The organism is Pedobacter africanus, assembly GCF_040548825.1.
GTDB lineage: Bacteria > Bacteroidota > Bacteroidia > Sphingobacteriales > Sphingobacteriaceae > Pedobacter > Pedobacter africanus_A.
Window position 1 is genome coordinate 144,266 of sequence record NZ_JBEPSL010000002.1, and the last position, 26,616, is coordinate 170,881.

The following is a 26,616-nucleotide window of genomic DNA, read 5'->3' on the forward strand; positions in this document are numbered from 1 at the left end:
TTATTTGTTCCACCAAACTTTAACATTCAAATCGTCACCGCCCATATTGGCAACGGCGTCTTTATAATTGGCACTGTTTAATGACTGCACATTAACCGGGTACTTTAACCTGGAAGGCATCTGTCCGCCGTTTTGCAGCCCCTCTCCTTTTGGAAGAATAGGGAAGCCTGTTCTCCGGTATTCAAACCATTGCTGAAAATCAGTGAAAAACAAGGCATAATATTTTTGCAGCATGATTTTCTCCGTCATCTGGTACGCATTGTTTGTCGGGTCCCATTTTGCTGTGGTTGCTGTCAGGTAATCAGCAGGAACAGTATAGCCCCACATGGTGATTGCGGCTTTTACGCCGTTTTCATAATAGGTCTGTGCCGCTCCCGATACCAGCCCCCTTACTGAAGCTTCGGCCAGGATAAACTGAAGTTCGGCATAGTTCATAATGTTGCCCAGCAGGGGCTCATTTTTTAAGGCGATGCTGTAGCGGGATTTCACTGCAGGCACCTGACCAACCGGATAGCCGCTTTTAATCCCCTGGTAGGAGTTTTCAAACTTGGTGGCCCATTTTTCCAGGCGCGGATCTTCCCAGTTGTTCAGGTTGTTGATGAAGAATTCTCCCAAACCGCTTCCACTGTTAAAATCCAGGTCGCGATAATTGTAAAATTCTGAAACCAATGGTGGGGTGCTTTGAAAGCGTAGAATGGCTGAATCATCATTACTGGCAAAAATCGGGTACTCTGCCTTCCTCGTATCTACGATTTCTGTGATCTTGGCGGCAGCGTTCAGTTCAGTCCGGCCCGAAGTCCGCATCAGTAAACGAAGGTACAGGCTGTTCCCAAATTTTCTCCATTTTACCATATCACCGTTATAGAGTGGCTCCAGTCCTTTTTCTGCATCAGGAATCTCGGTAGCGGCTTTCAGCCTGGTATTTGCTTCTTCCAGCTTGCTGAACAGGCTCGCATAAATGCTTTGCTGACTGTCAAACTTAGGTTGCAATATGCCTTGCTCCTTTCCCTGATTGGCCTGCGAGTAAGGTACATCACCATAGGTATCGGTAATCAGGGAACTTACCCACACGTCCATAATCAATGCAATTCCCATATAATTATTGCTCTTGATTACCGAAGCGCCTTTGTACATGTCTTTGAAATTGGTGAGCTGCAGGTACCAGTTGTTCCACATATAATCGGATTCGAGCGGGCGGATCACATAACGGTGGATCTCATCGGCATCTGAAGTGGTTACATGCACCTGCATCAATTCATTGGTAAGCCGCATGGCCCTGTTCAGGTTGCGGGTAATTACATCGTGCAGGGCGGAGGTAAACAATGTTTCAGGGGTTGTATTTTTAACCCCGTTTTTACTGGTATTGATTTCTTTAAATTCCTTGGTGCAGGAAACCAATGTAACTGCAAGCAGGACTGTTGTTATGATCTTTTTCATCTTTCCTGATGTTTATCTTAAAAACTAAATGAGAGGTTGAGCCCAAAGCTTCGGGTGGAAGGAAACTGGCCGATTTCGAAGCCACGCTGAATGTCACTGCTGCCAAGTGTACCAAATTCCGGGTCAAATGCCGGCCAGCCGCTGATCATGAACAAATCGCGGCCATATACCCCGATCATTGCAGTCTGCAGCCCTAGTTTTTTCAGCATCTTTGCAGGTAGAACATAATCTACCCTGGCTTCCCTTAGCTTAATGTAGTCTGTACTGAATACATTGGCCTCTACATTATCTCCCTTAAAATGCTCATTGTAATAGGCCGAAATATTGGTAGCGATCACATCGTTGGGGCGATAGGTACCATCCGCATTTTGCTGAACCCCATTTCCGATGATGCCATTGTACCGGCCTGGCAGGGTCTTTTTCAGCTTGCCGGCTATGGCCAGGGCAACATGACTATGAGAATAAGCTACTGCACCATACTGTCCGTCGATCAGGAATTTGGCCCTGAACTGTCTGTACCTGAAATCACTTCCAAAACTTGCGGTAAAATCTGGGGTAGCCCTGCCCAGGTACATGGTTTCCTGGGTAAGGACGGGATAACCCTGGCTATTGTAAACGATCTGTCCATCGGGCGAACGCTGGTAGCCCAGGCCGTAGAGGTCGCCCATTCTTTTGCCAACCCTGGCTTCCATGGTACCCCTTGGTCCGCTTTGCATAATATAGGTATTGATGCTGTCGGCCAGCGAAACTACGGTATTGCGGTTCGCAGCAAATGTGCCAAAAACATTCCAGGTAAACGATTTTGTTTTTACGGGAATTCCGTTGACCTGGGCTTCTACGCCCTGGTTTCTGACAAGTCCGGAATTCAGGATGATACTCGACCAGCCTGAAGCCCTGTCTATCGGGGTCCTCAGGATCTGGTCCCTCACATTGCTGTGGTAAAAGCTGAAATCTATACCCAGCCTGCTTTTAAAAAACCTTGCATCTATACCGGTTTCGAGTGTCCGCGACCTTTCCGGTTTAAGATTGCCGTTGGCAATAGCAACCGGATTGGCAGCCCCCGAAGGAAATTCTGTAGGGTTATAGTCGTACCCGGTCAGGTATGGGGTTACCCCCGAGCCGCCAACTTCAGCAAAAGAGGCCCTCAGCTTTAAAAAAGAAACCTGCGCCGGCAGCGTAAAAACCTCAGAAAGTACCGCGCTTAAATTGACAGAAGGGTACATAAAAGAAACATTTTCAATGGAATTTGAAGTTGCCAGCAAACTGCTCCAGTCGTTCCTTAAAGTAAAATCCAGGTAAAGCTTATCCTTATAACCAAATTGTGCGAGTCCGTATAAACTGTTTACAGCATAGTCGCTTCTCCTGGTAATGGGGATGACCAGGTCTTTACTGTTGGCGAAGGTAAAAATCTGCGGGTACCGCAGGCGATCGGCGCGCATCTCTACCATTTTATAGTTGTTCTTCATTGCGCTTCCCCCAAAAGAGAAGTTGGCATCAAAGCTTTTATGTATTTCTGGCTTATAGGTCAGCAGAAAATCACTGTTCACTTCCTGCTGAAAAATATCCTGGGTACGGTACATTCCGTCTTTGAAACGTTCCGTATCCTTTGGCCTTTGCTGCGAACGTGCTTCGCCCGACCAGTCCATAGACGACCGGACCATTAAACTCAGCTCTTTGGTAAAATCGTAGGTAGCAGTAACATTGCCCACCAGCTGGTTTCTTCTCGAACCGTTCAGCATTTCATAGGCCTGCAGGTAGGGATTATCGACGTTACTGCTAAAGGGGCTGATCTGGGTAATTCCTTCTGATCCTGGCACCCAATAGTTTTTATACCAGTTGATGTCGGCATTTGGCACCAGTGAAATCATGGAGTACATGATCGTCTGATTGTTATACCCGGTTGATGGCAGATTTTTACTGTACTTGTTGTTGAAATTCAGCTTGGAGGCGATCGTCAGTTTATCGCTCACTTTCTGGCTTACCGAAAGTGCAATTGTGTTCCTGTCGTAGCCGGTATTGGGAACGATCCAGGTATTTTTCAGATTGGTAAAGTTAAGCCTGGCATTGGTTTTTGCATTGCCACCACTGATGGAAAGGCTATTGGTGAATGTTGCGGCTGTTTCAAAAAAGTCTTTTCTGTTGTTCTTGTAAGGTATCCAGGGGGTACGTTCCGTTCCCCGGGTATTGGTCACAGGATCGTACTGGTAGTATTCCTGTCCGTCAAATTTTACACCCCAGGCAGAACCGGTACTCCTGGTACTTGCCCCATCTTCTGTTGCCAGATAAGAATACCAGGTGTCCTGCCCTGCAGCGCCCTGCCCATACTCATACTGATAATCCGGCCATCTGTTGATGGTAGCCAGTGTTGCATTGGAATTGAAGGAAATGCCCAATCCTTTTTGCATGGGTTTCCCAGACTTAGTGGTGATGATGATTGCTCCGTTTGCACCTCTGTAGCCGTACAATGCAGAAGCCCCGGGTCCTTTTAACACAGTAATGTTATCAATGTCTTCAGGGTTCAGATCGCTGATCCCGTTTCCGAAATCTACGGGCGACTCAGACCCCAGGTAAGCGCCATTCCCCTCTGTGATTTTGGAGCTGACAATAACCCCATCTATTACAATGAGGGCTGAATTGTCGCCGCTCAATGAGCTTTCGCCACGCAGAATGATCTTGTTTGAGCCTGCAGGTCCCCCACCGGATTTGATCATATTCAATCCCGCGATCTTACCCGAAAGCGCATCCGTCCAGTTGTTGGAAACCGCATCCATCAGGTCTTCTCCCTTTACTTTTGTGATGGCATAGCCCAGGGCTTTTTCTTCTCTTTTTATGCCCAGCGCGGTAACCACCACTTCATTCAGGGCCTGGTTGTCTTCCTTAAGAATGATCCTGATGTTATTTTTATTGTTCAGGGGAACTTCCTGGCTCAGGTACCCGGTATAAGAAACAACAAGAATGGCATCTGCAGCTACATTTTTCAGTTCGAAATCCCCCTTGGCATTGGTTACTGCTGCATTTTTTGTGTTTTTCACCAACACTGAGGCCCCGATCAGCGGCTGTCCGCTCTCGTCTGCAACCGTTCCTCTTATGGTAAGGGCGGCCTGACTTTTTGCGGGGCTTTCCCTTTTTCTTACAACAACGACTTTGTGCTCTATCGTATAGAAAAGCGCTTGTCCTTCCATACAGATTTTCAGGGCCTCTTCAATAGTAACGCCCCTGACATCTATGCTGATGCGTTTTGCATCCTTAAGTGTATGGGCATCATAAAAGAAGTCATAGCCGCTCTGCTTCGCTATTTCGTTAAAAACCGGCTGCAGCGCAGTGTTTTTCCTGCTAATGGTAATCTTTTGGGCAAACGATGCTGCGCTGGCCTGCATCATCCCTATCAGTAAGACAGCAATACTGAGTTTCATAAAGCATAAAAATTTGTAAAGACAACCCGGGGGTTTAAATACATTTCTGGTATAAGTTTTATACATTTGATCTGGTTTGGTTAAACTGTTAATGAGTTCTTCGAAAGTTTTTATTAAAGGTTCCAAACTTCCGGTCAGGAGTGTTTCCAGCACTTCTGGCCTTAATTATGGCCCCTTATGTAAGGATCAGGTCTTCATATCTTTTCTTTTCTGTTAGCTGGTTTATATTTAATTATTTGGCAGTACAACTATGTTTTTTTCACCCTCAAGCCTGAACCGCACTTTACCCGTGCGTTCCATTGTTTTCAGTACCACCGCCAGGTTCCGGTTTCTGGATACAATACCACCGAATTTGAGTTTCTTCTCCAGAAGGCCCGGACTGTAGGTTACATTTACATCATACCATCTCGATATTTTCTGCATCACAAACTGGATCTCTTCCTCATTAAAGATGAAATAGCCGGTTTTCCAGGCGATTTCCGACTCGGTGTCTGCAGGCCCCACTTCAAAAGTTTCTCCGCGGAGCACCGCCATCTGACCCGGTTTTAACAATTTTGTGTCCGTACTTCCAATTTGCTTCAGCCTTACACTTCCTTCCAGAAGTGTTGTCCTGATGCCCCTGCCTTCTCCGTAAGCGTTTACGTTAAAATGGGTACCCAACACCTCCAGTTCCTGTGTGCCCGTCCGTACCTTAAATGGCATGGTTTTGTTATGCGCAACCTCAAAGTAAGCTTCACCAGTAAGTATAACTGATCTTTCTTTCCCTGAAAAAGCGACAGGATAACTTAAAGAGGACGACGCATTAAGCCAAACTTTAGTGCCATCGGGTAAATTGAGCTGAAATTCCGCTTTTTTGGGCGTTTCAATGGTATTGAGCATGCTTGGGTTGCTTACATCCCCGCCATGGGTATATACCAGTTTGTTATCCGCACCACGACTAAGGGCAACATCGCCCTGCATCGCAATACGTCCCCTTGAGGCACTGTCCAATGAAATCTTACTGCCATCAGCCAGGGTAAGTACCGCATTTGCTGTACCCGGGGCAATGCTGTTCAGATCAGCCAAAAGCACGGCAGAAGGTTTTTTGGTATGCTGCAACTGCAAAGCAAAAAACAACCCTGCAGAAACAGTGATCAATGCTACTGCCGCGGCCAAACCGTACCATAGTTTATGGTTGTTCCTTTTGTGGCGGGTGCTGAGGTTATCCCATACCAGGTCCAGGTTTTTTTCCAATGTCTCGCCGGTTAATTCCGAACCTGCCCGGGCATTGAATTGATTATAGTAGGTTTCCACCAAAGCTGCTTCCTCAGGACTGCATTTTCCTTCCGAATACCTTTTCAATAAATCTTTAGCTTTACTGTTTTCCATAATCAAAACACACATTTATGTAGTGCGATGATGTATAGACGGTCAGCCGGCGCGCTGGGCGTAAAAAAAAATAAAAAAATCAATGAAGCAAAATCAACATCAGCACAATCAGGCTCCCCAGCTTTACGCGCAGGATCTTCAAGGCATTGTTGACGTGTTTTTTAACGGTTTTTTCAGATAAAGTAAGCGCATAAGCAATTTCCCGATGTGAGTGGTTCTGTTTGCGGCTGAGTTCAAACACCTGCCTCATTTTTGAGGGCAGGGATTGTATTTCATCTTCAATGATCCGGGACAGTTCCTTTTCCCTCAGCAGGTGGTCTGTAACCGCTTCTCCCTGGTTGATGAATTGCTGGAAACCGGAAATGTAATCTGATTCGATCTTTTTATGGGCAATGAAATCGATTACCCTGTTCCTTACTGCCGTGTAAAGGTAATTGGAAAGATTGGTCTTCAAAATCAATGTTTTGCGCTTGTCCCACAGCTTTGCAAAAAGTTCCTGTATCATGTCGTTCACTTCTTCTACATTCTTTAATCTGCTGTAGGCATGCAGGTACAAAACACCTTTATAGCGATTATAAATCTCGGTGTAGGCAAGTTCATCGCTTTCGTTTAATAAAGTCGCCAGTTCGAGATCAGTAAGTTTGCTATAGTCTGTCATGAATAAACCCAAAATTGAACACAAATACAGATTGCCAATGATAGCAGTTTTTTTTCAATTTAAGATTTATATTGTATTACCGTAATGTTAAAAATATAAATGTGCTATTTATGGGTGTTCCGAACTGTTTTTCGTCGTTTAAGTATTGGCGTTGAAGGGTACTTTCTGTGCCTTAAATTATTAAACACCAGGGCAACAGCCAGCAGGATCAGTACGCCGGATAAGACGGGCGACAATACATACATATAACCCATGGCTTCAATTTTTTTACCTCCGGTAACGGCTATCAATGCCGTTGCACCACCCGGAGGGTGCAGGGTCTTGGTAACCTGCATGGCAACTATAGCTAATGAAACCGCCAGGGCGCAGGCCAGCCAGATCTCGGTAGAAAAAAGTTTAAAAACGGTAACACCAATAAGCGCGGATATGACATGACCACCGATAAGGTTACGGGGCTGGGCCAGGGGGCTATTGATGATGCCGTAGACCAACACAGATGAAGCACCAAAGGAGCCGATCAGGAAAAGGTTATCACTTGCAACCAGGTATTTGCTGTTCAGCAAGCCAATCAATGCAATACCGGTAAAAGAGCCCAGAAAGGTCAGTACATGTTCTTTGGTATCAATTAAGGTTTCACGATAGAGGATGTACCTGGCTTTTCTGTACTGCTTTTTAATGATTCTTCCCGGCATGTAGTTTCAAATTTCGCCGCAAAAATAGGATTAAATCTAGTAATATACTAGAATTTTATTTAAACCAATGAATTGATGCTTATTGAGATAAAATTTTGCATTGCTAAAATTTCTTTATATTTTACTGCTACCTGGACGCCTCTGAACCGACATATTATTAAACCAGGGATGACATGGTTTAAAGATTATGACCAAATATATCGCAAAAGAATTATTAGAAAAATACCTTCAGGGCACCTGTAACGAAGAAGAACAGGCCATTGTAGAAAGCTGGCAGCTCAAAGAACTGGAAGGAAAAACCTTTAACGCAAAGGCCATACAGGTAGAATCGGCTTATAAAAGCATATGGAAAGGCATCAGCACAAAGGCGGGTACGGGTAAAAACCTTGAATTAAAAAATAGGCCCTATCGTTACCTTGCCATCGCTGCCACCATTCTGATCGCCTTATCTGCCGGGTTGTTTTTTATACAGGGTAAACTATCGGACAACTCTATTGCCGCACAGCTGGCAAAGAGCGGACAGGATTTTGTTCCCGGGGGCAATAAGGCTACACTGACCCTGGCAGATGGTTCGAGAATATCATTAACAGATGCAGCCAATGGGAACCTGGCCAAACAGGCCGGCATAACGGTTACCAAAACCCAGGACGGACAATTGGTTTACAATGTTGATGCCGCATCTGACGGTCGGCCTCATTTAAAAGGGCTTACATTAATGAACACGATCAGCACTCCGCGTGGGGGTCAGTACCAGATCACTCTGCCCGACGGATCAAAAGTATGGTTAAATGCAGAATCCTCCCTAAAATATCCTATAGATTTTAATGCCGGTGTGCGTAAAGTTGAGCTTACTGGTGAAGCGTATTTTGAAATAGCAAAAATAAATTCTCCATCAGAAAGTTCGGGCCGCAAGACAGAGCGGGTGCCCTTTATCGTGGTTACCGACAAACAGGAAGTGGAAGTTTTAGGCACCCATTTTAACATCAGCAGTTACAGCGACGAAGCGGTGACCAAAACAACCCTGCTGGAAGGCAGTGTCAATGTTTTACAAAAATCTTCAGGAAACTCCAGATTGCTGAAACCCGGACAACAATCAAAAGTCAGCGCTTCGCAGGCTACTCCTATAGTGGCTAGCCCTGATCTGGAAAGCGAAATGGCCTGGAAAAATGGCCTGTTCATTTTCAGGGAGGAGCCCATTGAAACCATCATTAAAGACTTATCCAGATGGTATGACGTGGACATTAGCTTTGAGGGCAAGCCAGTAAATGTCTCTTTTGTTGGTATCGTATCGCGTTCCAAAAATATCTCCAGTGTATTAAAAATACTGGAAGAGACCGGAGATCTGCACTTTAAGGTAGAGGGGAGAAAAATCCTGATCATGAACTAATGCCGGCTATTAATTCTTTATGAATTATTGTTATATTCGCTTGAGGGGATAAGACAATGTCGGATTATAGCAGACTTCCAGATAGCCACTTACTGAATTTACTCCATGCCGGTGAAAAGAACGCGTTTGGCGAGATCTATAAACGGTACGGAAGTCTTCTGTACATCTACGCCTTTAAACTCACTGAAGATAACGAAGATGCAAATGACATTGTTCAGGAAGTATTTCTATCCCTGCTCACCAGGGATAGTGTGACGATAAATAAGACCGTGTCAGCCTACCTGTATTCTGCGGTTAGGTATAAGGTATTCGATCTGTTTTCGCACCGAAAAGTAAAAAACGGTTATGTTGAATCTTTGCAGGATTTTATAGATCAGGGGGAATACCTTACTGATAATTACATCAGGGAAAAAGAACTTGCCAGACTGGTAGAAAAGGAAATTGAACTGCTGCCCTCAAAAATGCGGCAGGTATTTGAGTCGAGCAGAAAAGCAAATTTATCTCAAAAACAGATTGCTGAGAAATACAATATATCCGAAAAAACGGTCAAAAAACAGATCAATAATTCTATTAAAATACTGAAAATGAAGCTTGGAAAATTAATTGTTTCCCTATTCTTTTAATTTTTATTCTTTTTTCTACTACCTGGCCATTTCTGTGCCGACATACTATTATACTGCTTGCCAAAAGAAGTATGAAGAACCACTAAACAAAACCAAAGAAAGGAGAACCACAGTTATGACTTAAAGCTACTTAACTGTAATCCAAAAAAACCAGGCCCGGATTGGAGCCGAACCTGGAAAAGCCTGGGTTACATCTTAATTTATTGCGGAAACAACAATTATCAACAACCCAAAACCCAAACAAATGTATGAAATTTTACCATTCATTCAGGTCTGAGCTATGCGCCAGCAGACCGAACCAAATATTGCGTATTATGAAGTTAACCATCATCATAATGACCACCTTTCTTTTACAGGTCAGCGCAGCAGGTTTTGCCCAAAGAATAACATTAAATGAATCGAACGCCTCTCTCGAAAAAATCGTAGCACAAATCAGAAAGCAGAGTGGTTACGATTTTATTGTGAATGCCCGATCGCTTAAGGCAGCAAAACCAGTTAGCATATATGTAAAAAATGTAACGCTTGAAGAAGCTCTTGCCTTGTGCTTCTCTGAACAGCCTTTGACTTATGTGCTGGAAGAGATGACCGTGGTGATCAAAGACCGGCCAAGAACATTCATCCAGCGTTTTGTAGAAATTCTGCAGGCTACGGATATCAGGGGAAAAGTGACTGATGAAAAAGGAAATCCGCTGGCAGGTGTTACCATTACCGAAAAAGGTACCGGCAACCGCAGCATCAGCAGCAATACCGGAGAATTTATATTGCGTAATGTAAAAGAAAATGCTACCTTGGTATATACCTTCATTGGTTATAAAACACGCGAGCTGAAACTGGGCTACCGGACAAACTTTAACGTTTCTATGGAGCTGGATATTCCCAGCCTGGAACAGATTGTAGTGACAGCATACGGAACTTCCAAGGTGAAAGACGTTACCGGATCTGTAGCACGCCTGGGCGAAAAGGATGTTAAAAATGCACCAATGGGTGCAACCATTCAAAGCCTGATCCAGGGCAGGGCCTCTGGCGTAAATGTTGCCATACAATCGGCCTCTCCTACCTCACCTATCAGTGTTGTAATCAGAGGTGCATCCTCCCTGTCGGGTAACAACCAGCCGCTATGGGTAATCGATGGCGTACCGGATTATTCAACATCAACTACGGGGAACATTCAAAATTCCTTGTATAACCTGAACCTGAACGATGTGGAAAGCGTAGACATTTTAAAGGATGCCTCTGCAACAGCATTGTACGGTTCAAGGGCGGCAAACGGCGTGGTGATTGTAACCACCAAACGGGGGATTACCGGCCAAAAACCGACCATTGAAATTTCCAGTCGCCTGGGTTACATGCGGCAGGATTTCAACGGTTATAAGTATATGGAAGCGCCGGAATACATCCGTTTTGCAGATGCTGCTGCCAGGGAAGAAGCCTATAGGGCGGGTGCCATGGACTATTTTACCCGTTTATACCTTGATGAACAGGCCTTTCTGAACCTGAACACCAGCGAATTTAACCGGAATTCCTTCAAAATACTTCCGGGAGCGTATTACGAAGGGAGCACGAACTGGCTTAAAGAAATGACCCAAAACCCGCTTACCCAGCAGCACGACATTTCACTGCGGGGCGGTACAGAGAACATTGCCTACTATGTTTCGTTAAACAACACCAATAATGAGGGAATTGTAAAGACGGGGAGCAGCAGGGTCTATGGCGGCCGGATCAACCTGGAAGCCAATATCCGCAAGGGGCTGAAGTTTGGCCTGAACCTCAGCGGCTCCTCGCGCAAAACCGACGATAAAGATTATATGCTAACGGTGTTGAAGCAGATCCGTCCTGACATTCCTCCGTATAACCCTGACGGCTCACTTTTCACGCGAGACCCTTATACGGAAAACCCATACACCACCCTGCTGAATACCCAAGCCGGTAACGGCCAGATTTTTAATGGTACCGGCTACCTGGAATATGCCATCCTGAAAGAACTCGTAATCAAGACAGCCTTTACGGCCAATTACAACAACTCCCAAAGCCTTACCTATATGCGCAAAGGGAGCACTTTTAATGCCACAGGAGAACGCACATGGATCAACCCTAAAATACAGACCAATGTATGGGAAAACACACTTACCTATGCCAAAAACTTTGGTAAGCACGACATTACAGCCCTTGTGGGCTATTCTATGGAAAAAAACAATGGCCTTACCTACGAAATGAATGCCACCAATTTCCCGGATGATGATATCCTGAACGATTTTACTTCGGGAGCCACGCGTGGTGCCTTGAAAGAAACATTTACAGAGAATGCACTGATCTCGGAATTTGCAAGGGCGCATTACAAATACAATGACCGCTATATCATCTCGGGTACCATCAGGAGAGACGGTTCATCACGTTTCGGACCGGGTAAGCGCTGGGGTACTTTCCCTTCAGGAGCTGTCGCCTGGCTGCTTACAGAAGAAAATTTTATGAAAGGCGCAGGGCTCAGAAAAATCATCAACTACATAAAGATCAGGGCATCCATTGGTAAAGCCGGTTCCCAAAACCTGGGCGATTATGACTGGATTACCCGTGTAGGTTCATCGAGGTATAACGAAAGCCCTGCTATGGCACCAAGTTCTATTGGCAACTACCGGCTGCAATGGGAGCAGACCCTGATGAAAGACGCGGGTATCGATTTTGGCCTTTGGAACGACAGGATCAGGGGTACTTTTGGTGTATACCAGAAAAATACAGACCATCTGATCTATAATCTTCCCCTGCCGCCAAGTTCGTCATTAACCAATATCAGCGCCAATGTGGCCTCAGTCAAAAACAAAGGCGTTGAATTTGACATTAAGGTGGACGTAATCCGTAAAAACGACCTGACCTTTACCGTTGACTTCAATGCATCCAGGAATGTAAACCACATCCTTAAGATCAACGGCATTACCAAAGAACTGAATTTCCCCGACAATTATACGCCATATATGACCGTGAAAGAAGGCGACCGTACCGGGGAATGGTTTGGCTTCCAGACCGCACGCCGGCTCTTTGTAACACCGGAAGAAATTATTGCATTGCAAAAATCTGATCCAGCTACAGGAGCAAAGGCATATTACCGTACGAACACCGAAAACGTAGGTGACCTTTACTTTATAGATCAGAACGGGGACGGGGCAATTACCGACGAGGATAAAGTAAAACTGGGCAGTGCCGATGCAAAGATGTACGGAGGCTTTGGAATGACCCTGTACTATAAGAATTTTATGGTAAATACCACTTTTACTTACTCGTACGGAAACATGAGACTTTGGAAAATGCCGCTGGACGATGTGGGTTATGTAGGTAACTATAACCACAGTAACCTGATTGCAGGAAAAAGCGCTACCCTTTTAAGTCCGTATGAGGCAAGCATACCAAGGATGACACATTATGGGGATGGGGATAACGGTACCTTTTCAGATGCCTTTTTATATGATGCCTCTTATATTCGCCTGAATGCACTGAACATCAGCTACCGCCTGCCGGAGCATATCTTTAAAAACAAGCTGATACAGGGAATTAATTTTACTTTCCAGGCCTCCAATCTGTTTACACTTACCAAATATCCAGGTTTTGACCCTCAGGGTAACTGGTCGAGCAGTGCCATAGGCACCGGAATGGGGGTAGACAACAGTTATTATCCGTCGGCCAGGATCTATAACCTGGGCGTTAAATTCACCTTCAAATAATGGTCATGAATCACAAAAACCGCACAAACATGAAAAAGATCATATATACCCTCCTGCTATTTGGTAGTATCTCTATCCTGTCCTGCAAGGATTACCTGGATATACAACCCATTCATAACCTTACGGATGCCAATGCGATTAAGGACATGGCTACTGCCAAGGCTGCGATAGGTGGAATATATGCCAGCTTCCAGAATGACGACTGGTCTGGCGCATTATACGTGGCACAGGCGTCGAAAGCTGGCTTTGTACGCTTTAGCACCCGGGAATATGACATGTCTTACAACCAGACCAATATCGGAGCTGCCTCCTGGACAGCTTTTTACAAAAGCCTGAATGCAGCAAACTTTGCCATTTCGGGTGTCAGCAAATTGCCCGATGCGGCTGTCAACGCCAATGATAAAAATGTGCTTATTGCTGAAGGCCGCTGCTTACGCGCCTGGGTGAATGCCAATATCCTGTGGAACTATACCCACTGGTGGGCAGACGATACAGATCCTTATGGATTATTGTACAGGGATGAAGTAGCAAGCCTGGACAACATTAGAAAAGCCAGAATAAATGTAGGTGAAAGTTATAAAAAGATCTATGATGACCTCGACTTTGCCATTGCAAACCTTTCAGATTTCAGCAGTCCTCGTTATGTATCCAAACAGTTCGCCAAAGCACTGAAGGCTAAGCTGCTCCTTTACCGTGCGGGCTATAAGAACATCAGTGCAGATCTGCAATCGGCACTTGGACTGGTAAACGATGTTCTGGCCAATCATCCTGCCTCTTTTGCTATGGAGGCCAACCTGGCAGATGTTTATGCCAATTCCTGGGATTCCAAAGAGAACCTTTTTGTGCGATACCTGGAAGATGATGGCACCCGATCCTCAAAAGGTGGCTACTACTATACCTATTACCTCTCGCAGATCGGCGGCACCAAACTTCCGCTGCCCATAGGTGGAGTAGCAACAGCTGGCCTGGTTGGCGGATTCGATTGGTTCAGCGCAGACCCAAGATGGCCGGTGGTTACGGGTCCGGTGCGTGGTGCTGAAACCTGGGATGCCAGCATGCGCTATACCTTTAAAAAAGTAGCCAGACTAGGTCGCTATGCCGGCCAGGTTGCCAGTCCGCCCGACGAAAAGTATGCGGCCTACTATTTCCGCTACCCGGAACTGTACCTGATGAAAGCCGAATTGCTGGCCCGTACCGGAGCCACACCGGCCCAGGCCATTGCTCCCATCAACGAAATGAGGTCAAAACGGGTTACACCGGTATTGCCAGCCTTAAACCCGGCCAATGCAGACCAGCTTATGGATATGATCTTTAAAGAGATCGTTACAGAAACCTTTCTGGAAAACGGGAGTGAGTTTTTTGCTGCATTGCGTTTTAAGACCAACGGACAACCCTGGATTGTTTCCCTGAAAAATGGAAAGATCCTGGAGGAAAATAAAATATGCAGGCCCATCCCAGATGCTGAGATTGTAAACAATCCATTAATGGTGCAGAACCCTGATTTAAAATAGTATAGTTATGAGCATAAATAAATATATCGCGATGCTGCTGCTGACATTGGGCAGCACTGTTTTCTACGCTTGTGAAAAGGACAGTAAAGTTCTGGTCCCTTATCCGGAAGACATCACTTTTGAAGATCAGCAGCTGGCTGATTTTACATTCAGGGTACCCACAGCTCCGTTTAAATCGGGCAATGACAAATCTGGTGTGGTTACTTTCAATGTAAAAAATAATCCTGATGGTACTTTTACAGGGTTTGCCCTGTCCAATAAAAACTGGCGTTCCTATCCATGGGGACTGAGCCCTGATTTTCCTCCTCCGGGCGGACTTACTCCGGCCGGAACCAAATCCCGTGTCGACTCCTGCATCTACAGCGTTTATACTACTGTCCCTAATCAGACCAACAACTTCCTGGTGGCATCTGTAAAAGACGAAGATGCTGCATTTACACTTGAAAAAGCAGCTGTGGTTGAGCATGTGCTGGTAGCCAATACGACCTACAACTTTCTGTTGGAAAGTTATGGTTCTATTTTTTCGGGCACCTTGGATCCGGTTACCCAGGCTTACTCCATCACCGGAACAAAGGTAAAGAATATCAATATTGCCAATCCTTCTACCCTCTTATATGGTAGGTTTACCTTGCCTGGTCCGGGCGGGCAGAACATGATCAAACTCAATACCGGGTACATTAAACTGACGGCTAAAGGCTACAATGGCAGTTCGGCTACAGGAACAGTAGATTACTGGCTGGCCATACGCCCCAATGCTGATCCTGCCAATCCGACAGCCAGCTATATTGCACCAGACTGGTCGAAAATGGACCTGAGCAGTCTGGGTGCTGTAACAAAGGTGGTGTTCAGCCTCTCTAACTCCTACAACGGTACAATTAATGCCAATATAGCACCTTATTTTTGCCTTGACGGAATACGATTGAGAAAATAAAAACCAAAAAACAGAGATAACAATGAAAAGAATATCATTTACATTTGTTTTGTTACTGGCGCTTGCAGCAAAACAGGGCTATAGCCAGACCGGCTTTACCATCAACGGAAATGTTACCGGAGCTACCGAAGGACAGAAAGTATACCTGAGAGCCGAAGATAATCCTGGTAAAATACAGGACAGTACTATGGTCAAAAACGGAACATTCGAATTTAAGGGCAACGTGGCCTATCCACAGTTTTATACCATTGTTTTTGGGAAACAGCCTAAACAACGGTTCGGATCAGCAATCCCCCTATTTGTAGAAAATAAAAAAATCAGCGTATCTGCTCCGCTTGATAGCAATGCAACGGAGCTTGAACTGAATTATACAGGTGGTTACCCTTACGATAAGGTCAAAGTAAAAGGTTCGGCCACACATGAGCTTTTTGTAAAATACATTAACGGCTATGAGCCTTTGAAGAAGCAAAACAGCACAGCTTTTGATGCTTACATTAAGTATCTGAACCCAGGGAAAGACAAACAGAAGGGCCCGATAGCTGAAGGCATAAAACTGGTGGAAGCCATTGACGCTACAAAGGCCGTTTTGCTGGGTTATGTAAGTAATTTCATCAAACAGAACAACGCCAACCCTGTTGCCTTGTATGTAGCCAGGAAGAATATCGGCACTTTTACCGCGAGCGAGATAGATCAAACCCTGGCCTCATTGTCGCCTGAATTAAAAGCATCGGCAGGAGGTAAAAGCCTGATAGAAAAAGCTGCAGTTGTAAAAAAGACGGCTGTAGGCTCAAAGTTTGTTGATTTTGCATTTAACGATAAAGATGGCAATCCGGTAAAATTATCAGACCATGTTGGAAAAGGAAAGTACACCCTGCTTGAATTCTGGGCTTCATGGTGCGGGCCTTGCCGGGCCGACATCCCCCACTTGAAAGAAGCATATGAACTGTATCATCCTGCTGGTTTTGAAGTGATCAGCATTTCTATGGATGACGACAAGGCCAAATGGTTAAAAGCAATTGCCGACGAACAGATGAGCTGGCTGCAGGTTTCTGACCTGAAAGCCTTTACGGGCGACTTTTCTAAAATCTATAATTTTAACGGCATCCCCACCTGTGTATTGATTGGCCCCGAAGGGGAAATCATCACCCGGAACATGCGGGGATTATGGATGGACAAAAAACTGATCGAATTGTACGGCAACAAATTTGGCGCTAAATTTTAATTATTATTTTCGCGACATATTGTTCAACAGCCCGGCATCATAGCGGGCTGTTGTTTTAAATTTTTAACCCGATGATTCACACCTTTCTAAATTCATTTGACATTTTTACTCCGGCAGAGATTGCCGCTTTTGAAGAAAAGACTACATTAAGGTCCGTTAAGAAAGGTGATTTCTTAATTCAGGAAGGTCAGTTGTGTAAGGAGGTTGCCTTTCTTAAAACTGGTATACTGAGGTCTTTCTTTAGTCCGGAATCCGGAGAGGAAATCACTTATTGTATCACTTTTCCAAATACCCTAACAACCGCATATTCATCATTTATTACCGGATTGCCCACTTTGGAAAATATTCAGGCCGTGGCCGCAGCGGAGTTGCTGGTTATCCAGAAGACCGACCTGGATCAGTTCGCTCAATCCAGCCTGAACTGGACCAGATTTCTCAGGATGATTGCCGAGCAACAGTATTTGGAACTGGAAAAGAGATTATTCCTTTTCCAGAAAGAAAAAGCGAAGAAAAGATATATGGATCTTCTGGAAAACCAGCCTGTATATGTTCAGCAGATTCCTTTACAATACCTCGCCTCCTATCTCGGTATCACGCCAAGGCACCTCAGCCGCTTAAGAAGAGAGGTGGTTTTATAGACAAATGTCCTGTAGCCACAATCTGCCTGGAGATACCTTTGTCCCGAACAAATTAGCATCAGGACAAAATGACCAAAATTCTTATCATAAACGGACATCCCAATAAGGAAAGTTTCAATCAGGCACTGGCAACAGCTTATGAAGACGGCGCGGTAAAATCAGGCGCTACTGTATCTGTTATCCATGTCGGCGCGCTTCAATTTAACCCAAACTTACAATTTGGCTATACCAAACGAATGGGTTTAGAACCGGATTTGCTGGATAGTCTGGAGCAGATAAAAGCCGCAGATCACCTCGTTTGGATTCATCCGGTTTGGTGGGGCGGCATGCCGGCCATCATGAAAGGGTTTATAGACCGCTTGTTTCTGCCGGGGCTTACCTATCAATACCGGGAAAATTCCATCTGGTGGGACAAACTGCTGAAAGGCAAAACTGCGCGGATCATCACTACTCTGGATCAGCCGGGATGGTATTACCGGTTGATGTACGGCAGGCCAAGCGTCAATCAATTGAAAAAAAGCACGCTGGAATTCTGCGGGATAAAACCCGTAAAGGTGACCTATGTAGGCATCGTCAAAACCGCTACACCAGAAAAAAGACAAAAGTGGATCAACCAGATTTACAACTTAGGTCTGCAACAACGCTAATTCAATTCCATTTTATCCACTCCTAAATTTATCAGTATGCCCAGAGTAAAAGTCCAAAGAAAGGCCTTGACCATTGATATGACGGCCATGACAGATGTCTCCTTCCTGCTCCTCACCTTTTTTATTTTAACTGCCACAGCGAAACAACCAGATCCATTGGATGTGAAAATCCCAACTTCTACTTATAAAATCAAGGTGCCAGACAAGGACATTGCGATCCTGACGATTGGAAAAGGAAAGGTTTTCTTTGAGGCAACTGGCCAGGACATTAAGATTGCCATGCTGGAAAAGATGGGCAAACAATATAAAATAGCGTTTAGCGCTGAGGAGAAAAAGAGATTCAGTGTACTCGGTTCTTTCGGTGTGCCTGTTCAAAGCCTCAAAGCGTATGTCATGATGGATGGCACAAAACGGACTGCTTCAGGCCTGGAAACCGGAATCCCTGCTGATTCAGCAAATAACCAGCTTGCCGATTGGATATTGCATTCCAGACAAGCCGTTGCCGAATTGCATTCGACTGCCATGAGGGTCAGTATTAAAGGAGATGCGGAAGAAGAATATCCTTCCGTTAAAAGGATCATCGACGTCCTGCAAAAACAGAAAATTAATAAATTTAGCCTGTTGACCAATGCAGAAGCTACTCCGTAAGCCGGGAGAATCTGGGCATACACGGCCCCTTTTTTATTTTCAGCAAACTTTGGCGGAATTATTGAGCAGATGGGTATATGGCCAATATTTCGCTCTGCATACGCTTTTACGCAATCACCTGTCTGGTTTTATTGACGGTATGTTGTGGTTCCTGTAAAAAAAACAGTGCAGCAAGTACGGCATTTTATTACTGGAAACAGAACTTTAAACCTGATGAAACACAAACTTCCCTTTTAAAGACTTCGGGGAGCAGTAAACTTTACGTTCGTTTTTTTGACATTAAATGGGATGCCGGAACAGGACACCCCTATCCTGAGGCCATTGTTCGCTTCAACAAAAGTCCTTCTCTTCAAAACATTGTTCCGGTGATATTTATCACCAACCAGACTTTTGAAAGGCTGGGAAAAGATGGTATTGACAGCTTAGCTGTAAAGAGCAATACCCTCATAAAAAAACTGGCTCAGAAACAGGGGATTGTTTACCAGGCCATACAAATTGATTGCGACTGGACATTGGGCACCAAAGAAAGTTATTTCAGTTTCCTGAAATCATTAAAACACACCAGCGGGAAAGCACTGGAAAGCACCATCAGGCTACATCAGGTGAAATACCAGTTCAAAACGGGTGTGCCACCAGTTGACCGGGGCGTACTGATGTTTTACAACATGGGAAAATTATCAGCAGATCTCAAAGCCCCCAATTCAATTTACAACCCCAAGGACGCTGCAGCTTACATTGGCAGTTTACCTAATTACCTTTTGCCATTAGATATTGCCTTACCTGTATTTTCCTGGTCTTTGCAGATCAGGGACGGCAAAATTATCCAGGTATACGGAAAAATAGGGAGAAATGAATTGAATAATACCGCTAACTTTAAGCAAACAGCACAGAAGGATGTATATGTGGCAACAAACAGCTTTTTTACCGTGGGTATCTATATAAAGGCCGGCGACATTTTTAAACTGGAAGAAAGCAATAAAGAGACTTTAGACGAGGCGGCAAAACAACTGGCAGCCCATTTAAATAAAAAAGACAAAAGAACAATCATCTATTATGAACTTGGCAACCTCAATTTATCAGCGTTTAAAGCAGCGGATTTCAAAGAAATTTCTGCTTATTTTTAGTTTATCCAGTCTGACCCTGGGCGGTGTGGTATGGGCCTGTGCCGACTACGGCTTCGACTATGAATATTCCAGTTTTAGTCCTGAGGCTTTTGTTTCAAAGGACTATACGCCTTTCTTTTATACGGAATACATTTCCTATTATGGCGGAGGCTACGGGTCGCCTTATGAAAGCAATACCAGTCGCTACAATGCCGCTGTAACCGACGACTGGTATGCCTATTTTGATCAAATTCTGGAGAAACCTGCCCTTGAATACCTGCTTTTCAAAGCATCTGCAAAAGGCATTGACTCGGTATACAACAACCTTAAAGGGAAAAGCAATGAATTGCCAAAAAATGCACCTCAACTGAAATCTTTGCAGCTCAACAAAAAGAAAGTGCATGCGTTTTTTGACTACCTGCAGCTGGCCAAGTCCTGCGAAAGTTTTGCAGCAACCGATATTGTTTATTCCTGGGAAGCCCAGCCTAAAATAGAGGCACCCTCTCAAATGGAGCAAACTTTGCAACAGCATTTCAAAGCAACGAAAGATAAGTTCATTAAACAACGTGTTTGGTTTCAGCTGGTGCGGTACTATCACTTCAGTGAAAGAAATGACTCCACACTTTCTGCTGATGCCTCGAAAACGTTAAAAACTTTTGACGATTTTAAAAGTGCTTTTCCTAAAAACATGATGTATTACAGGGCGCTGGGCTATGTGGCCGGCTGGCATTATAAACATGGAAATTATGCCTTATCCAATTACCTGAACAGCTTGTGTTACGACTATTCCCATGAGGCCAAGATTCCCAGCGAGTGGAGCTTTCGCCCACTGGAGGAAGCCGACTGGCAAAAAACGCTCGGACTGGCCAGAACTTCGGCCGAAAAGGTTACCCTATGGCATTTGCTGGGCATCCATTATGATCCGCAGCGCGCTATCAATGAAATTGTGAAGCTGGACCCTAAATCGGAGAAACTGGATTTGTTGTTGTCCAGGATCATTAACATCAGCGAATACGATGTCAATGGTTCCTATCAGAGCAATCCGGATACTGCCGTGAAAAGGGTTTTAAAACAAAATATAGCACTGGTAAGCGGCATTGCGTTGAAATACAATACAGCAAAACCTTACTTCTGGAACCTTGCTGCAGGTTACCTCAATTTTATGGACGGAAATAATATTGAGGCCACAAAATTTTATGAAAAGGCCAAAAAACAAATTCCAGCGGGGAATAAGCTGCTGATGGCGCAATACAAAATACTGGACTGGACCTTATTTGTAAAGGGACTGAAAAAAATTGACGCGGCTACAGAGGTAAAGATGACCGAACCCTTAAACTGGTTTTCAGACCTGAACAAGGGCAAGGACACCATTCCTTCACTGAGATTTGCCCGCGCCTTACAGGAAAGCATCAGCGATATTGCCGATCTGTATAAAAGGCAGGGCGATTTGGTCAAATCAAATGCCTTTAAAAACTACCATGAGTTTTATGCCAGTAACCAGAACATTGAGCGGATGAAAAGCTTTTTGCAGAAGCCGGATAAAACTGCATTTGAACAGGCCATGCTGCGTTATTATCCTTATGACCTGAACGATCTGTATGTTCACCAGTCGCTGGTCCTGACCTACCAGGATAAACTTGATGAGGCCATAGCCATTTTAGATAAAATAGGCAATGAGGGCGGAGCGTTTCCTGCCAATCCTTTTAACATGCGTTTAAACGATTGCCACGATTGCGACCATGCCATGAAGCAGACCAAAAAACTACGGGATATTGACGTGCTGAGGACCATGCAAAAGATGAAAGCAGATATAAAAGCCGGTAAAAATATTTCCGGCAATGCCTATCTGCTGGCCAATGCCTTTTATAACCTCACCTTTTATGGCAATGCCCGGTCGTTTTATCAAACAGGAATCATGAGTGCGGATGGGGCAACTGCCTTTGACATTCCTGAGGTTTTTAAGCCCATGCTGCTTTCCAATAAAATTGCAGAAAAGTACTACCTGATGGCAGCCAATGCGACACAGAATAAGGAGCTAAAAGCGAGATATACTTTTATGGCCGCAAAGTGCGAACGCAATGAAAGTTATAACCGGGGGTACATCAATCCGGAGAAAAAAGATGCGAATTACTGGAATACTGACATCAACGAGGTATTTTTCGGTAAACATTTTGCAGCTCTAAAACAACAGTACAGTGATACCCGGTTTTATCGCGAGGCCATACAGGAATGCGGGTATTTCAGAAGCTACGACAAAAAATATTAAAATATTTGATGCCCTACACAATATTTGAGAGAATAGAGCGTCTATGTATATGAGAGCGTTAATTTAGATGAGCGGGAATGTATCGGTATGGTCATTCCCGCTTCTTTTTTACCACCCTTTTAAAGATGCTGTCAAACCTAACACCGCAAGTTCCGGGTTTTATACCTTCTTTTGCCGTAGTAATTTTGTTGTACCAAATTTCAGATCATGGAAACGTTAAATAAAATTGACTACGACAGGATTGCATCAGCAATTGGTTATTTAAAAGCAAACTTTAAAGCCCAGCCTTCTTTGGAGGCTATTGCTGAGCATGTACACCTGAGCCCCTTTCACTTCCAAAGGATGTTTAAGGAGTGGGCAGGCGTAACACCAAAAAAATTTCTTCAGTACCTGAGTGTAGAATATGCCAAAGGCATTTTGAAAGATAAACAGGCCACTTTATTTGATGCGGCTTACGAAACCGGCTTATCGGGTACCAGTCGGCTCCACGACCTTTTCATTAATATTGAAGGCATGACACCGGGCGAATACAAAAATGGCGGTGAGCAGCTGCAGATCAATTACAGTTTTGCAGAAAGCCCTTTTGGATCGCTGATTGTTGCCGCTACCCCTAAGGGCATTTGTTATATGGCTTTTGCAGAAGATGAGGTGCGGGCTTTCGAAGAACTACAAAAAAGCTTCCCCAATGCGCAGTACAGGCAAATGCTGGATATGATACAGCAAAATGCCCTGTACATTTTTACACAGGACTGGCAGCGGCTTTCGGAAATCAAACTGCATTTAAAGGGAACGCCTTTTCAGCTTAAAGTATGGGAAACCCTTATCAAAATTCCAATGGGTAAACTGGTCACTTATGGCAATATTGCTACTGAGATGGATAACGCAAAGGCAGGCAGAGCTGTAGGCTCGGCAGTTGGAGATAACCCCGTAGCCTTTTTGATTCCATGCCACAGGGTAATCAGGTCGACCGGTGATTTTGGGGAATACCATTGGGGCAGCACCCGTAAAACCGCAATGATTGGCTGGGAGGCGGCAAAAATTGGTTCCTAAAAACAATCGGATCAGCCTGCTTGTTGTACAGACATGAAACCATTTACTTTTATACTGGCATTATTTGCGCTTGTTATACTTTCCTGCAACAGTGAAAACAGGAAAAAGATTACGTCGGACAGTCCGGCTAAGGTGATTGCAGTGGACACCACCTTTACTTCGGCTAATCCTAAAAAAAGCAGTACCTGTTATGCTTACACGGGGAAAGGGGATACCGCATCGTTGAAACTGGATATTGACGGAGATGAGCTGACCGGAGACCTGAACTATAAATTGTTTGAGAAAGACAACAACAAAGGTAAAATTACCGGTGAACTGAGGGGCGATACCATCGTAGCAGAATACATTTTCGATTCGGAAGGCATGCGTTCGGTACGGGAAGTTGTTTTTGTAAAAAAAGACGATGGCAAAATTTATGAAGGCACCGGCGAGGTAATTGAAAAAAACGGCAAAATGATGTTTAAAGATCGTTCTGCACTGAAATTCGGGCAAGGCATTGTATTTACAAAAACGGATTGTAAGTAACAGGTTATTGGGTTATTGTGATAAAAGCAGGCTTGATAACCGAGCCCAGCTGTCCGTTCATGTCACTGCCTTCCATAACAATGGTGTAAGTGGCAGGCAACGCCCCGGCACGGAAAGAAACAACAGCTTCTCCTTTTTCATTGGTCACAATATTGGGTTCCCAATGAATTGTGCCGCCATATCCGGAAGATTGAAATTTAAGGGGTAAAGAAAAGGGTAGTGGCTTATACAAATAAGTACCGGGTGTAGGTTTCATGAACGGCCCCTTTTTACTTCGGGTAGTAACTTCAACATAAGCATAATCAATTCCTGATACCCCGCCTACTCCGGTTAAGCCTCCGCCTTTATTAAACATCAGTTCGTTTGTACTCAGAAATTTTTTATTGTAATTCATATTGAATTGGCTATTATACATCACTTCTATTCCTGTAATATCTTCCGCTGTAAAATACTCCAGGTTGGTTTTTAGAAACTGGTACCTTTCCTGCATGCCTTCCCTTTCATCGTCGGCTGTATCCATAATCTGATAATAATGATAGGTCAGGTCTGCATCCACCCCATCAATAACCACTTTCATTAACTGTCCGTTGATCATCATTCCAAACTTCCTGATTTTTGAAGGCGGAAACACGTAACTGCCGATTTTCAATCCGGACACTTTTTGGAACAACAGATCGTAAAGTGTCTTCTTCCCTTCCTTTTGGAGTTCATTTTCGCTGATGATCTGATCGGCTCCCCCCGGACCATTTAAGTTATAGGAGCCCCGTACTATTTTCTTTGCTGCTATATTAACTTCGTTGAGCATTTTACCGTTTAGCTGTTCTTGTTGCTTTCTCGATGCAATACTATTTTTCACCACCTTAGCAAAGGCAGTGTCCTGCAGATCTGTCTCTACAAAATCGTTCCGCGAAAACGGTTTAAACACCGGGGGTATCCATTCGTCTACTTCAAGGGTAACCAGAAAATTTCCACCTCTCTTATTAGTTGCTTGTATTTTATAAACGGTAGTATCTGCAACGGGTAGATTCCTAAAGATAAACCGGCCATCGGCCGCTGCAACGGTGTCCCGGATTAGCAATGGCTTTTGTGAAAACAAGCTTACTTTTGCCTGCGCCAATCCTTTAAATGTTGAATTCACCCTTCCTGTGATCAGGAATTCGGGCTCTGCCTTATACTTTTGAGGAGCAGTGTTTAATATATCTTTCCAGTTATAGCCCACCCATTCCTTTGCAAATTCCAGACTGTCATCACTCTGCCTGTTTAATTCTGCATTCTTCAGCATATATTCAACAATATTGCTTTGTTTTGTTTCAGATTTTAGCTTTACACCAGTGTCATCGGTTATAGCTAACGAAAAACTGCCTTCGACAGGTTTACCCTCCTGATCAGTAACCCGAATATTCAATGCAATACTGTCTTGAGTTTTATGCTTGTCGTTTAGAGTGCTGATCCTCATCTTCAGCTGATCGTGATGATCGATATAAGTCAGTTGTTCTTTCAATGGCTTGAATTTTTTATCAAGCAAGGTAAAGCGCGCAATACCAGTTGGAAATATTTCTTTCATGATGTTTGCTACCATTTTTCCCTTATTAAAGTTAACTGGAACGGCGTAACAGACAACACCTCTGGATTGTCCCACCAGGTAACATTCCGATGTGTACTTAGGTTCGTCCTGTACAGCAATGGTGACCTCAACAGAAGGCTGATCAACAGGATTTCTGATCGTTAAGTACGGTCCCTCATTTGGCTTAACCATTGAAGACCGCTCCTTTTTCCCTGAATTAAAAGCTCTTTTTGTAGCGACGCTACCCATATTGCTGATGTAAATACTTGTAGTATAAACTGCCTCTTCTCCAAAATTGAGCATCCAGTTGGTATAGGCCCGCAGTACGTAATGACCTGTAGGAAGATCTTTTTCCGCCAGGCCGATATTACCCCAACCTAATCCATACCTCACAGGAAATTTCATCCGGCTGATCACATTGCTGAGTTCATCAACCAGTTCTACATAAAATATCCCGCTTTTTGTAGAAGGCATTAAATACGGCCCCTCCAGCAAATAAGCTTTGAACCAGATGGTATCTGCAGAAAGATAATTGAATTTATCGAGATGAAGGTACAATCTTTCCTGGGGCTTGTTTTTCCTGGCCGAATCCACTACTGCCTTGATCTGCTTTACATCGTGGATCATAGGTTCGCCTACCGATTGCCCACTGGCGGAAATGCTCAAAAAACAAAACAGCATCAGCAGTTTAAAACACATACCCTCTTTTTTTCTCCTTGTCATTTACATAAATGATCCTACCATTTATATCTTTTGCTATATCGGTTAATAGCGCAAACAGCTTTTTTGAAAGGTTCGCGTTTGAGCCTGTATATTCAATATCATATTTGTAAACCAGTTCAGCACCACCAAAGGCAGAAGCAACCACCTTCAAATTGAATTTCCCACTGAGTTCAATAGTACTGTCCTTTACTACAGCATTAAAAAGATAAACGGCAGTCCCTTTTTCTATGATAGAATCGGTAGTAGACACCATAAACTTTTGCCGGTTAACTGTTGCATGATATCCTCTTTTTGTAAATTCTTTTTGCAGCAAATAGATATTCTGATTCGTATGGTGCTTAGTCTCTATCAGCAACAGGTTGGCGCCTTTAAAAACCTCGGGTCTCATGATTCTTTTTACTTTCTGATCTTTTACAGATGAGCATGCGACAATCGTTGCGAATAGCAACAATAAGGGTATACCTGCTTTCATAAAGTTTTTATTAGCAAGGGGCAGCAAA

At 44.2% G+C, this 26,616-nt stretch carries 20 protein-coding genes; 13 read left to right on the top strand and 7 right to left on the bottom strand.

The annotated features are described in order from the left end of the window. The 5 genes from ABIE26_RS10815 to ABIE26_RS10835 all read right to left on the bottom strand — a co-directional run bounded on the left by ABIE26_RS10815 (window position 1) and on the right by ABIE26_RS10835 (window position 7,568). Window positions 1–1,437 (bottom strand): SusD/RagB family nutrient-binding outer membrane lipoprotein, encoded by a 1,437-nt coding sequence (locus ABIE26_RS10815; RefSeq protein WP_310143186.1) that lies wholly within the window; start codon window positions 1,435–1,437, stop codon window positions 1–3. A gap of 17 nt (window positions 1,438–1,454) precedes the next feature. Further along, a complete protein-coding gene (locus tag ABIE26_RS10820; RefSeq protein WP_310143185.1) occupies window positions 1,455–4,850 on the bottom strand; it encodes a SusC/RagA family TonB-linked outer membrane protein in 3,396 nt (1,131 codons plus the stop codon). A 228-nt stretch (window positions 4,851–5,078) separates the two neighbouring features. Further along, a complete protein-coding gene (locus tag ABIE26_RS10825; RefSeq protein ID WP_310143182.1) occupies window positions 5,079–6,218 on the bottom strand; it encodes a FecR family protein in 1,140 nt (379 codons plus the stop codon). Window positions 6,219–6,297: 79 nt separating this feature from the next. Further along, entirely contained in the window at window positions 6,298–6,876 is a 579-nt protein-coding gene (locus ABIE26_RS10830; RefSeq protein WP_310143178.1) for an RNA polymerase sigma-70 factor, read from the bottom strand. A gap of 104 nt (window positions 6,877–6,980) precedes the next feature. Continuing rightward, entirely contained in the window at window positions 6,981–7,568 is a 588-nt protein-coding gene (locus ABIE26_RS10835) for an HPP family protein (protein ID WP_310143175.1), read from the bottom strand. A 187-nt stretch (window positions 7,569–7,755) separates the two neighbouring features. Between ABIE26_RS10835 and ABIE26_RS10840 the strand changes: the two genes are divergently transcribed. The 13 genes from ABIE26_RS10840 to ABIE26_RS10900 all read left to right on the top strand — a co-directional run bounded on the left by ABIE26_RS10840 (window position 7,756) and on the right by ABIE26_RS10900 (window position 23,829). Beyond that, window positions 7,756–8,955, top strand: a complete 1,200-nt coding sequence (locus ABIE26_RS10840; protein ID WP_310143172.1) for a FecR domain-containing protein — start codon at window positions 7,756–7,758, stop codon at window positions 8,953–8,955. A gap of 56 nt (window positions 8,956–9,011) precedes the next feature. Further along, entirely contained in the window at window positions 9,012–9,578 is a 567-nt protein-coding gene (locus tag ABIE26_RS10845; RefSeq protein ID WP_310143169.1) for an RNA polymerase sigma factor, read from the top strand. A gap of 314 nt (window positions 9,579–9,892) precedes the next feature. Then, window positions 9,893–13,288, top strand: coding sequence for a SusC/RagA family TonB-linked outer membrane protein (locus ABIE26_RS10850; RefSeq protein ID WP_310143167.1), 3,396 nt, complete (start codon window positions 9,893–9,895; stop codon window positions 13,286–13,288). Between the two features lie 29 nt (window positions 13,289–13,317). After that, entirely contained in the window at window positions 13,318–14,799 is a 1,482-nt protein-coding gene (locus ABIE26_RS10855) for a RagB/SusD family nutrient uptake outer membrane protein (RefSeq protein ID WP_310143166.1), read from the top strand. Window positions 14,800–14,806: 7 nt separating this feature from the next. After that, entirely contained in the window at window positions 14,807–15,730 is a 924-nt protein-coding gene (locus tag ABIE26_RS10860; RefSeq protein WP_310143165.1) for a DUF4465 domain-containing protein, read from the top strand. A 22-nt stretch (window positions 15,731–15,752) separates the two neighbouring features. Further along, window positions 15,753–16,952: a TlpA disulfide reductase family protein gene (locus tag ABIE26_RS10865; RefSeq protein ID WP_310143162.1), complete on the top strand. Its 1,200-nt coding sequence runs from the start codon at window positions 15,753–15,755 to the stop codon at window positions 16,950–16,952. Between the two features lie 71 nt (window positions 16,953–17,023). After that, the gene (locus ABIE26_RS10870; RefSeq protein ID WP_310143159.1) at window positions 17,024–17,590 is read left to right on the top strand and encodes a Crp/Fnr family transcriptional regulator; all 567 of its coding nucleotides are present in this window, start codon (window positions 17,024–17,026) and stop codon (window positions 17,588–17,590) included. A 68-nt stretch (window positions 17,591–17,658) separates the two neighbouring features. Then, window positions 17,659–18,237, top strand: a complete 579-nt coding sequence (locus tag ABIE26_RS10875; protein ID WP_310143156.1) for an NAD(P)H-dependent oxidoreductase — start codon at window positions 17,659–17,661, stop codon at window positions 18,235–18,237. Window positions 18,238–18,273: 36 nt separating this feature from the next. Then, window positions 18,274–18,885, top strand: coding sequence for an ExbD/TolR family protein (locus tag ABIE26_RS10880; RefSeq protein WP_310143154.1), 612 nt, complete (start codon window positions 18,274–18,276; stop codon window positions 18,883–18,885). 77 nt (window positions 18,886–18,962) lie between these two features. Further along, the gene (locus ABIE26_RS10885; RefSeq protein WP_310143151.1) at window positions 18,963–20,009 is read left to right on the top strand and encodes a hypothetical protein; all 1,047 of its coding nucleotides are present in this window, start codon (window positions 18,963–18,965) and stop codon (window positions 20,007–20,009) included. Further along, window positions 19,939–22,254 (top strand): hypothetical protein, encoded by a 2,316-nt coding sequence (locus ABIE26_RS10890; protein ID WP_310143149.1) that lies wholly within the window; start codon window positions 19,939–19,941, stop codon window positions 22,252–22,254. The genes ABIE26_RS10885 and ABIE26_RS10890 overlap by 71 nt, the downstream gene beginning before the upstream one ends. Window positions 22,255–22,461: 207 nt before the next feature. Then, window positions 22,462–23,304 (top strand): bifunctional helix-turn-helix domain-containing protein/methylated-DNA--[protein]-cysteine S-methyltransferase, encoded by an 843-nt coding sequence (locus ABIE26_RS10895; RefSeq protein ID WP_310143147.1) that lies wholly within the window; start codon window positions 22,462–22,464, stop codon window positions 23,302–23,304. Between the two features lie 33 nt (window positions 23,305–23,337). Continuing rightward, the gene (locus ABIE26_RS10900) at window positions 23,338–23,829 is read left to right on the top strand and encodes a hypothetical protein (protein ID WP_310143146.1); all 492 of its coding nucleotides are present in this window, start codon (window positions 23,338–23,340) and stop codon (window positions 23,827–23,829) included. Window positions 23,830–23,833: 4 nt separating this feature from the next. On the opposite strand, the gene ABIE26_RS10905 is transcribed toward ABIE26_RS10900, so the two are convergent. Together ABIE26_RS10905 and ABIE26_RS10910 are read right to left on the bottom strand one after the other, a co-directional pair. Beyond that, window positions 23,834–26,092 carry a carboxypeptidase-like regulatory domain-containing protein gene (locus ABIE26_RS10905; RefSeq protein ID WP_310143143.1) on the bottom strand — a complete coding sequence of 753 codons (2,259 nt, stop codon included), beginning with the start codon at window positions 26,090–26,092 and terminating at the stop codon, window positions 23,834–23,836. Then, entirely contained in the window at window positions 26,082–26,588 is a 507-nt protein-coding gene (locus ABIE26_RS10910; protein ID WP_310143141.1) for a hypothetical protein, read from the bottom strand. Before ABIE26_RS10910 ends, ABIE26_RS10905 begins: the two co-directional genes overlap by 11 nt. Window positions 26,589–26,616: the final 28 nt, after the last annotated feature.

Coding starts and splice junctions, on each gene's coding strand:
- ABIE26_RS10890 (WP_310143149.1), top strand. CDS start 19,939: ATGAACTTGGCAACCTCAATTTATCAGCGTTTAAAGCAGCGGATTTCA.
- ABIE26_RS10910 (WP_310143141.1), bottom strand. CDS start 26,588: ATGAAAGCAGGTATACCCTTATTGTTGCTATTCGCAACGATTGTCGCA.
- ABIE26_RS10905 (WP_310143143.1), bottom strand. CDS start 26,092: ATGTGTTTTAAACTGCTGATGCTGTTTTGTTTTTTGAGCATTTCCGCC.
- ABIE26_RS10815 (WP_310143186.1), bottom strand. CDS start 1,437: ATGAAAAAGATCATAACAACAGTCCTGCTTGCAGTTACATTGGTTTCC.
- ABIE26_RS10850 (WP_310143167.1), top strand. CDS start 9,893: ATGAAGTTAACCATCATCATAATGACCACCTTTCTTTTACAGGTCAGC.
- ABIE26_RS10880 (WP_310143154.1), top strand. CDS start 18,274: ATGCCCAGAGTAAAAGTCCAAAGAAAGGCCTTGACCATTGATATGACG.
- ABIE26_RS10830 (WP_310143178.1), bottom strand. CDS start 6,876: ATGACAGACTATAGCAAACTTACTGATCTCGAACTGGCGACTTTATTA.
- ABIE26_RS10855 (WP_310143166.1), top strand. CDS start 13,318: ATGAAAAAGATCATATATACCCTCCTGCTATTTGGTAGTATCTCTATC.
- ABIE26_RS10870 (WP_310143159.1), top strand. CDS start 17,024: ATGATTCACACCTTTCTAAATTCATTTGACATTTTTACTCCGGCAGAG.
- ABIE26_RS10820 (WP_310143185.1), bottom strand. CDS start 4,850: ATGAAACTCAGTATTGCTGTCTTACTGATAGGGATGATGCAGGCCAGC.
- ABIE26_RS10835 (WP_310143175.1), bottom strand. CDS start 7,568: ATGCCGGGAAGAATCATTAAAAAGCAGTACAGAAAAGCCAGGTACATC.
- ABIE26_RS10885 (WP_310143151.1), top strand. CDS start 18,963: ATGGCCAATATTTCGCTCTGCATACGCTTTTACGCAATCACCTGTCTG.
- ABIE26_RS10875 (WP_310143156.1), top strand. CDS start 17,659: ATGACCAAAATTCTTATCATAAACGGACATCCCAATAAGGAAAGTTTC.
- ABIE26_RS10845 (WP_310143169.1), top strand. CDS start 9,012: ATGTCGGATTATAGCAGACTTCCAGATAGCCACTTACTGAATTTACTC.
- ABIE26_RS10840 (WP_310143172.1), top strand. CDS start 7,756: ATGACCAAATATATCGCAAAAGAATTATTAGAAAAATACCTTCAGGGC.
- ABIE26_RS10865 (WP_310143162.1), top strand. CDS start 15,753: ATGAAAAGAATATCATTTACATTTGTTTTGTTACTGGCGCTTGCAGCA.
- ABIE26_RS10825 (WP_310143182.1), bottom strand. CDS start 6,218: ATGGAAAACAGTAAAGCTAAAGATTTATTGAAAAGGTATTCGGAAGGA.
- ABIE26_RS10900 (WP_310143146.1), top strand. CDS start 23,338: ATGAAACCATTTACTTTTATACTGGCATTATTTGCGCTTGTTATACTT.
- ABIE26_RS10895 (WP_310143147.1), top strand. CDS start 22,462: ATGGAAACGTTAAATAAAATTGACTACGACAGGATTGCATCAGCAATT.
- ABIE26_RS10860 (WP_310143165.1), top strand. CDS start 14,807: ATGAGCATAAATAAATATATCGCGATGCTGCTGCTGACATTGGGCAGC.